This is a genomic window from Dawidia soli (genome assembly GCF_018598185.1).
Taxonomy (GTDB): Bacteria; Bacteroidota; Bacteroidia; order Cytophagales; family Cyclobacteriaceae; genus Ohtaekwangia; species Ohtaekwangia soli.
The window spans coordinates 60,281-68,461 of sequence record NZ_JAHESC010000040.1 but is presented as its reverse complement, the minus strand read 5'-3'; the positions used below and the strand labels follow the sequence as shown (position 1 = coordinate 68,461).

Below are 8,181 nucleotides of genomic sequence, written 5' to 3'. Positions count from 1 at the left end.
CGTTGCGGTTGTCTTCACCTGCCTGGTTGGCGGCCCCGATGATGACATCTTCAATGGCCGCGGGGTCCACCGGTTGCCGTTGCAGCACCTCGCGTAGCACATGGGCGGCAAGGTCGTCGGGACGCACCGAGGCCAGCGTGCCGCCGTAGCGACCGATGGGGGTGCGGAGTATATCGACAATAAAGGCTGCTGACATGTGCGGGCCGGTGTGAATTATTTTTGATTACTTTTGCCCTCAAGTTAACGCAACCGGCACATGTGGCAAAGAATTCAAACTGTATTTCTGGGTATTACCATCCTGAGTCTCATCGCGGCGATCTTTCTGCCGATCTACCTGCACGTAGACGCCTCGGGCAAAACGCACGCGCTCTACGCGCTGCACTATACCGTCATCGACAATAACGTACGCACCAGTCAATATTTCCCGTATAGTGTCATCGCCGTCCTCTACATCGCGGCAGCGACGATCGCTTTTATCGAGATCCAAAAGTTCCGCAACCGCCTGTTGCAGGTGAAGCTCGGCGCGTTGAACGCCGTCTTCCTGGCCGTGGCTGTAGGCGTGGCGGTGTACTTCGCCAGCGGACTGTTGAAGGCCAACCAGGGCGGCAACTACGACTATGGTCTGTGGGTGCCGTTTGTTGCCGTGGTCTGTAACTGGGCCGCCATTCGCTTTATCAAACGCGACGAAAAGATCGTGCGCGACTCGGACCGTCTGCGCTAGTAGCCGGAAATTCTGCCACCTTGGCACAATTCTGAACTGGAACAACATTTGAAATCCCCGCCTGTCGGGGATTTTTTATTGCCCCAACCCTTAAATCTGACAATTATGGCAGCAACACAAGAAAAAGGTACGATCTCCATTCACACCGAGAACATCTTTCCCATCATTAAGAAGTTCCTGTATTCCGACCATGAAATATTCCTGCGCGAGCTGGTCAGCAACGCCGTGGACGCCACCCAAAAGTTAAAGAAGCTGGCGTCGCTGGGCGAGTTCACCGGCGAGCTGGGCGACCTGAAGGTCGAGGTCAGCTTCGACAAAGAGAAAAAGACCATCACCGTCAGCGACAAAGGCATCGGCATGACGGGTGAAGAGATCAAAAAATATATCAACCAGATCGCCTTCTCGGGCGCTACCGAGTTTGTAGAGAAGTTTAAAGACAAGACCGATGCCAAAGACATCATCGGCAAGTTCGGTCTCGGCTTCTACTCCGCCTTCATGGTGTCTGACAAAGTAGAGATCGTTTCCCGCTCCTTCAAAGTAGGCGCCGACGAAGCCGCCCGCTGGGAATGCGACGGCTCTACGGAGTTCGAGCTGACACCCGCGGAGAAAGCCGAGCGCGGTACCGACGTGATCTTACATATCAATGCCGACTCGGAAGAGTTCCTCGACGAGTGGAAGCTGAAAGGCATCCTCGAAAAATATTGCAAGTTCCTGCCGGTAGAGATCAAGTTCGGCACCCAGGACAAGAGCGAGGAAGACGGCGTGGACGAAGAAGGCAAGCCGAAATACAAAACGGTTAAGACCGACCGCATCATCAACAACCCTGCACCGCTGTGGGCCAAGTCACCCTCGGAGCTGAAGGATGAAGATTACCTCAATTTCTACAAAGAGCTGTATCCCTTCTCGGAAGAGCCGCTGTTTTGGATCCACCTGAATGTAGACTATCCGTTCAACCTCACGGGCGTATTATACTTCCCGAAGGTGAAGAACGACTTCGAGATGCAGAAGAACAAAATCCAGCTGTACTCACGTCAGGTGTTCATTACGGACGAGGTAAAAGACGTCGTGCCCGACTTCCTCATGATGCTGCACGGCGTGCTCGACTCGCCCGACATTCCGCTGAACGTATCGCGTAGCTACCTGCAAAGCGATGCCAACGTGAAGAAGATCAGCGCCCACATCACCAAGAAAGTAGCCGACAAGCTGCAGGAGATCTTCAAGAAAGACCGCGCAGACTTCGAGAAGAAATGGGACGACATCAACGTGTTCGTGAAATACGGCATCATCAGCGACGAGAAGTTCTACGATAAGGCCAAAGACTTCGTGCTGCTGAAAAACACCGAAGGCAAATATGCAACCCTCGAAGAATACAAAGAGAAAGTAAGCGCCACGCAAACCGACAAAGACGGCAACCTGGTATACATTTATTCTTCCGACCCCGGCAAACAAGACAGCTTCATCCAGGCGGCCAAAAACAAAGCCTACGATGTACTGGTGCTCGACGGCGTACTGGACAGCCACTTCATCAACACCCTCGAGCAAAAGCTGGAGAAAACACAACTGAAACGCGTCGACAGCGAGACAGCAGACAAACTGGTGGACAAAGACACCAAGACAGAAAGCGTGCTGAGCACCGACGAGCAAGAGCAGGTGAAGGGCATCTTCGAAAAAGCTATTAACAATAAGAGCTTCAGCGTGGCCGTGGAATCGTTGTCACCGGATGAACTGCCGGTGTTGATCACCCTGAGCGAGTTCATGCGTCGCATGAAAGATATGGCGAAGCTTGGTGGTGGCGGATACGGATTCATGGGTCAAATGCCGGACAACTATGCCGTCGCCATCAATGGCAACCATAGCATCGTGCAGAAGATCCTGAAAGCCGATGCCGAAGAGCAGAAGATCAAACTGGCGAAGCAAGCCTTCGACCTGGCCCTGCTGTCGCAGAACATGCTGACGGGCGCAGACCTGACCAGCTTCATCAAGCGCAGCGTCGAGCTGGTTTCATAGCTGAAACTGATCAACTATATATATGCAAAAAGCCCCGACATCTGCCGGGGCTTTTTAGTTGTTGCTGGGGGGCTGACGGCAGTTATAAACTGCCGACAGTCGCGGCACAAGTCACCGCTTCGCTCAGACTTGCGCCAGAACACTAGGCCATTGCCTAAAAATTCGGCGAAAGCAAATACTTCGAATAAAACTCCTCGATCACCTTCACAGCCTCCTCCGGCGTATCCACCAGCTCGAACAGATAGTGGTCATCCGCATCGATCATCTTCTCCGTCACCAGCACCTTTCTCCACCAATCCACGAGCCCGCTCCAAAACTTCTTCCCTACCAGCACGATCGGAAACCTGCCGATCTTCTTCGTCTGGATCAGCGTTAACGCCTCCATCAATTCATCCAGCGTGCCAAACCCGCCGGGCATGACAATAAAGCCTTGTGAGTACTTCACAAACATCACCTTACGCACAAAGAAATAGTCGAACGAAATAAGCTTATCGGGGTCGATATATATATTGCCCTTCTGCTCGTGCGGCAAATAAATATTCAAGCCCACCGACTTTCCCTTCGCGCGGTTCGCGCCTTTGTTACCCGCCTCCATAATGCCCGGCCCGCCGCCGGTGATCACGCCGTAGCCATGCTTCACCAATTGAAACGCGATCTCTTCCGCCATCTTATAATACGGATTGCTGGACTTGACGCGTGCCGAGCCAAAGATGGTTACACAGGGGCCGATCTTCGCGAGCTTCTCAAAGCCCTCGACGAATTCAGACATGACTTTAAAGATCACCCAGCTGTTCGAGCTTTTGATCTCCGCCCAGTCTTTGTCCTGGAACGCCTGGCGGATACGTTGCTCTTCTTCGAGACTTTGCGGAAACGCAGGAACTTCTATTTCTTTTTTCTTTGATTTTTTAGCCATGTTCTAAAGCCTTATTACAAATCGTTATACGTTGCACCCGGTGGGAAGTTAGTGAAGAAGGTCTTTTAATGCACTCTCCAGCGTCTTAAATTGAAATTGAAATCCTTCCTGCTGGATCTTTTCCGACGACACGCGGCTGCCCGTGAGCACCACCTCGGCCATCTGTCCGATCAATGCTCTGAGCACAACGCCCGGCACGGGGGGCATAAACACCGGGCGACCCATCGCCTTGCCGATGGCATGGGTCAGCTCGCGGTTGGTAACGGCGTACGGGCCGGTGCCGTTATAGGGGCCGTGCATGGCTTCGTCGTCGATGGCTTTCATGAACATGCGACAGATGTCGTTGATGTGAATCCAGCTTACGTTCTGACGACCCGTGCCCAGCGGTGCACCGACAAAGAATTTTACCGGCTTGGCCATCTGCTCCAACGCGCCACCTTCCGCCGCCAGCACAATGCCGATGCGGATCTTTACCACGCGAATGCCCAGCGTAGCGATGCGGTCCACCTCCTCTTCCCACGCGCGCGTTACCTGCGCCATAAAGTCTTTGCCCGCGGGGCGCGCTTCCGTTAACAACGTGTCATTGTCCTCGAAGCCATAATAGCCGATCGCGGACGCGGAGACAAACGTCTTGACGCCGTGCGGCTGCTGACGCAGGGTGTCGTATAGCAGGCGTGTCGACAGCGTGCGGCTTTCGAGGATCTCGCGTTTATAGGAGTCCGTCCACCGCTTGTCGCCGACGCTGGCACCCGCTAAATGTACAATGGTGTCTGTACCGGGCAGGGCGGCCACATCAAGCTTTGCTTGAGCAACGTCCCATAAAAAGGTGGTAGTCTTGTTGCCACGGTTGCTGCGGCTGAGGTGTGATACCTGGCGGCCTTCGCGTTGTAAAAGTTCGGTGAGGTGTGAGCCGATTAGACCCGAAGCGCCGGTAATAAGTATATTTTTTGCAGTCAATTTTTCAGTAGTTTTGAGCCCTGAATTACAAAGTAAACAACATGTCGCTAACGAAAAAGTTTGCCCTGATCTTTTCATTTTTTGCACTTATTCTTACCGCCTCCGCCCAAACCGTAAAAGTTAAAAAAGAGACCGCCCGCGTAAAGGGCCAAAACCTCGAAGGCTTTGAAGTAGAGCTCGATGGCACCCCCGAGGAGGTGAACGCCGCCCTGCTCAAGCTTGCCAGATCGCTCGGCAAGGCCAAGCAGGCCACCGATGCCATCACCATCAACGAACCGACCATCGGCGCCATTCCCTACGCTACGCCGGCCTACGCCGTCCTGAAAACCAAAAGCACGACCAAAGCCGCCGCGTGGATCGGCATGAAGCCCGAAGGCGGCTCTGCCGAGACTACCGCCCACGTAAACAAAGAGCTGGACAAGCTCATGCACGACTTTGGTGTAAAGTTCTACCGCGAGAAGATCCAGGTACAGATCGACGAGTCGATGCGCGCCGCGCAAGCCGTAGACAAGCAGCAACAGAAGCTGACGAACGAGAACAAGAACCTGAACGTCAAGCTGGAAGACAACAAGCGTGAAAAGATCCAGCTGGAGAAATCCATCGAGAATAATAAGCTGCAGAATGCCGACCTGTTAAAGAAGATCGAGAAGAACAAGCACGATCGCGACTCTGTGGCCCTGGCTGGCGTACAGATCAAGAAAGTGATGGAAGCGCAGAAAGAGAAGCAGCGGAAGGTGAACTAACCGCGGCAACCTGATTTATCCGGGTTTAGCAAACGTTACCTATATGTCTGCCATAGCTCAGGTATAGCTGAAGTATAGGTTTGACACGGGTAATCCATAAGGTTGCATTAGGTCGTCCCCCGAGATGACAAGGAGAAAGCCCGGCTCTTCCAGGGGGATTACCCGTATCAAACCCCTACCTTACTCCTACCAAAGCCCTATTTAACCCCTATACCAAAGCTACGGCGCCTGGCAAGTCTAAGCGAAGCGATGATCCCGATAGCTATCGGGAGTGCCCATACGGTAGGCCTCCACCAGCTGGCGGATGCCGTATACCGTTCATGGACAGTTGATATAAATACCAAATCCCCTAATGACAGCTCGTCGCATATTGCTGGTCGATTTCACCGTCAAAAACGATCTTGGGTATATACTTATTCAGCATGGCGAAACAAACGGGCATTATTAAACTGGTCGGCAAGCTTGGCGACAATAGTTATTACTATACGAAAGACAACGGCTATCTCGTCCGGAAAATAACGTCCGTCGACGCCGAACGAATCCGTAAAGACCCTGCCTTCGCACGCGTGCGTGAGAATAACACGGAGTTTGGCCGTTGTGCTTTTGCCGTAAAGCTCCTCCGCGCCGCCTTTATACCATTATTCGCCGGCGCCGCCGATACTCATATGACCAGCCGCCTTACCCAGGCGATGCTGACCACCATGAAGTCCGACACCACCAGCGCGCCGGGCATGCGCCGCCCGGATTTGGGTGATCTGGGTTTATTGCGTGGGTTCGAATTCAACAAAGCGGCGTCGCTGGAGCAGGTATTGAAGGCCTCGTACACCACGGGTATCAATCGGCAGGAAGGCACCTGTACGGTTACTATTACTCCCTCCAAAAAGAAGCTGGTCATGAGCCACAAAGGCGCCACGCACTTCAGGTTTGTGATAGGAGTAGCCAGGATTGACCTCAAGACTGGCGCGCATGCAACAGAGCACATTCGCTCGGCGGAAATATCGCTGCGCAAAGAGGTGAAGGCTCCCCTGGTGTTTACAGGCCGCATCGTGCCGGCGCGCGAAGAAAGTCTTTTTATTACACTGGGTGTCGAGTATCTGCAACGGGTGAATGGCGAGTTTTGCGTGCTGAATGGACAGAAATATACCGCTCTGATGTTGATTCACGCAGAAAAAGCGCATCGAAACGTTGAGAGAGGAACCGTACAAGAAAATAACAACATTATTTTCGTGTGGCGAGCGATCATGTGTAGCAGCCCTCTTCGATCTGCGGTGTATATAAATCAAAGGAGCTCTGCCGTTCACAATAGCAAGCGACCGCCGTTTAAGGGAAAAAGAGGCTGTCTATGGCGTCGCAAAATCAAAAATGCTCAGGTGGGCCGAACACGTCGACAAGCCCACGACGTGAGGAGGCATTATTAATTTAACACGCAATCTCTAAGAGACCGTTGATCTGATTGACACACAAGGCAAATAACACTTTGTATTAATAAGAGGGATTCGATCTTATCCATTCTTCAATATAAACAATGAGAGGCTGCCATTTTGTGTGACAGCCTCTCTATTTATCAGCTAGCTTTAGGCTTTGGCTTGCTTAGTTAACCTTAGCCCAAGTACCCTTCCAAGAGTCGAAATTAGCGCCGGTCGGCTCATTCGCCACAATGGCAGCTTCGAGTGCTTCGCCAGCCTCACCAACTACAGTACCTTCCGACGGATCTTCGTCGCCGTCCAGTGAAACTGCGAATGGTCTGGCAGTACCTTGCGTGAAGAGGTTTGTGAAAATCAGCGATCCATCTGCAAGGGAATTCAGCGTTTGATAGTTTCTAGCATCAACACCATCGCCACTGTATCCAATGATTACAACGTTGTCAAGATTACCTTTAGAACCTACGCGGATACGGATGCCGTCTACTACTTCGTCGTCACCATTCAGTACATCAGGATAGCCCATGATAGTAACGTTTTTGAGAGTAGGGTTCGAAATCGGAGTAGCGGTATGGTTGGACTGGTTATCAGCCTCAATACCTTTGTCCTGACGATAGTCAGCATCGTTTACCTGCTCAGTGTAGAGGTAGTCAACTCCACCAACCCATCCTTGACTCCAGTCAAATTGGTCGTCTTGTGATCCGTAAGCCACTACATAACTCATCTTTACTGTACCACCAAATATTTCGATACCATCGTCCGAACCTTTATACGCTTCGATGTGATCAACTGTGGTGCCATTACCCACGCCGTAGAAAGTGAAGCCGTTGTGCTCGGCGTCGTCGTTAATCCGGCTTCCGGAATACTCAATACGCACATATTTAAGCGTTCCGGAATTATCGTTGGCAACGGTACCGCCGTAAATAGCATCACCGATTTCGGCAGTGGCGGATGTTCCAAGGTTGATGGGCGCTCTACCGCAAATCATCATACCACCCCACGAGGCAGGTTCTTTCACTGCGGCTGTAAGAACGATCGGTTTTTCGGCGGTACCTTGAGCATCGATTTTACCACCTTGCTCAATTACAATAAACATCGCTGTAGCCGAAGCATCTTCAGAAGCCGTGACAGTAACACCAGCCTCAATTTTGAGCGTACCACCGTCTCGTACACGGAGAGCCTTATCGATGGTAAAGGAACGGTCAGCTTTCAGTGTCATTGTCTCGCCGCTTTTCACTTCACCGATCAGTGTTTCACCATCTGCCGGCTCCAGTGCGGTTGGCTGCTCGTTGCCACCGTTATCGTCGTCATCATCGCTACATGCTGTAAATGCTACAGAAGCAGCCAACAGAATGATTAGCGACCAGCTTAGTTTCCACGCTTTTTTCATAAATAAATTTTAAAGTTAATTACGTTAAG

At 52.0% G+C, this 8,181-nt stretch carries 8 protein-coding genes; 4 read left to right on the top strand and 4 right to left on the bottom strand.

Annotation, left to right across the window (positions count from 1 at the left end; genetic code table 11):
* A partial coding sequence (locus tag KK078_RS22835) for a thiolase family protein (protein ID WP_449508540.1) occupies positions 1–196 on the bottom strand: 196 nt, incomplete at its 3' end.
* Between the two features lie 60 nt (positions 197–256).
* Here KK078_RS22835 and KK078_RS22830 point away from each other — a divergent pair.
* The gene (locus KK078_RS22830; RefSeq protein ID WP_254092642.1) at positions 257–721 is read left to right on the top strand and encodes a DUF4293 domain-containing protein; all 465 of its coding nucleotides are present in this window, start codon (positions 257–259) and stop codon (positions 719–721) included.
* A gap of 105 nt (positions 722–826) precedes the next feature.
* A complete protein-coding gene (gene htpG, locus KK078_RS22825; protein WP_254092641.1) occupies positions 827–2,728 on the top strand; it encodes a molecular chaperone HtpG in 1,902 nt (633 codons plus the stop codon).
* Positions 2,729–2,882: 154 nt separating this feature from the next.
* Here the strand turns inward: htpG and KK078_RS22820 are convergent, their stop codons facing one another.
* Together KK078_RS22820 and KK078_RS22815 are read right to left on the bottom strand one after the other, a co-directional pair.
* Positions 2,883–3,641 carry an LOG family protein gene (locus KK078_RS22820; RefSeq protein ID WP_254092640.1) on the bottom strand — a complete coding sequence of 253 codons (759 nt, stop codon included), beginning with the start codon at positions 3,639–3,641 and terminating at the stop codon, positions 2,883–2,885.
* Between the two features lie 48 nt (positions 3,642–3,689).
* Positions 3,690–4,598, bottom strand: coding sequence for a TIGR01777 family oxidoreductase (locus tag KK078_RS22815; protein ID WP_254092639.1), 909 nt, complete (start codon positions 4,596–4,598; stop codon positions 3,690–3,692).
* 41 nt (positions 4,599–4,639) lie between these two features.
* On the opposite strand from KK078_RS22815, the gene KK078_RS22810 reads away from it, so the two are divergent.
* Both KK078_RS22810 and KK078_RS22805 read left to right on the top strand, forming a co-directional pair.
* Positions 4,640–5,341, top strand: a complete 702-nt coding sequence (locus KK078_RS22810; protein WP_254092638.1) for a hypothetical protein — start codon at positions 4,640–4,642, stop codon at positions 5,339–5,341.
* A 422-nt stretch (positions 5,342–5,763) separates the two neighbouring features.
* A complete protein-coding gene (locus KK078_RS22805; RefSeq protein ID WP_254092637.1) occupies positions 5,764–6,759 on the top strand; it encodes a hypothetical protein in 996 nt (331 codons plus the stop codon).
* 172 nt (positions 6,760–6,931) lie between these two features.
* Here KK078_RS22805 and KK078_RS22800 read toward each other — a convergent pair whose 3' ends face one another.
* Positions 6,932–8,152, bottom strand: coding sequence for a hypothetical protein (locus KK078_RS22800; RefSeq protein ID WP_254092636.1), 1,221 nt, complete (start codon positions 8,150–8,152; stop codon positions 6,932–6,934).
* Positions 8,153–8,181: the final 29 nt, after the last annotated feature.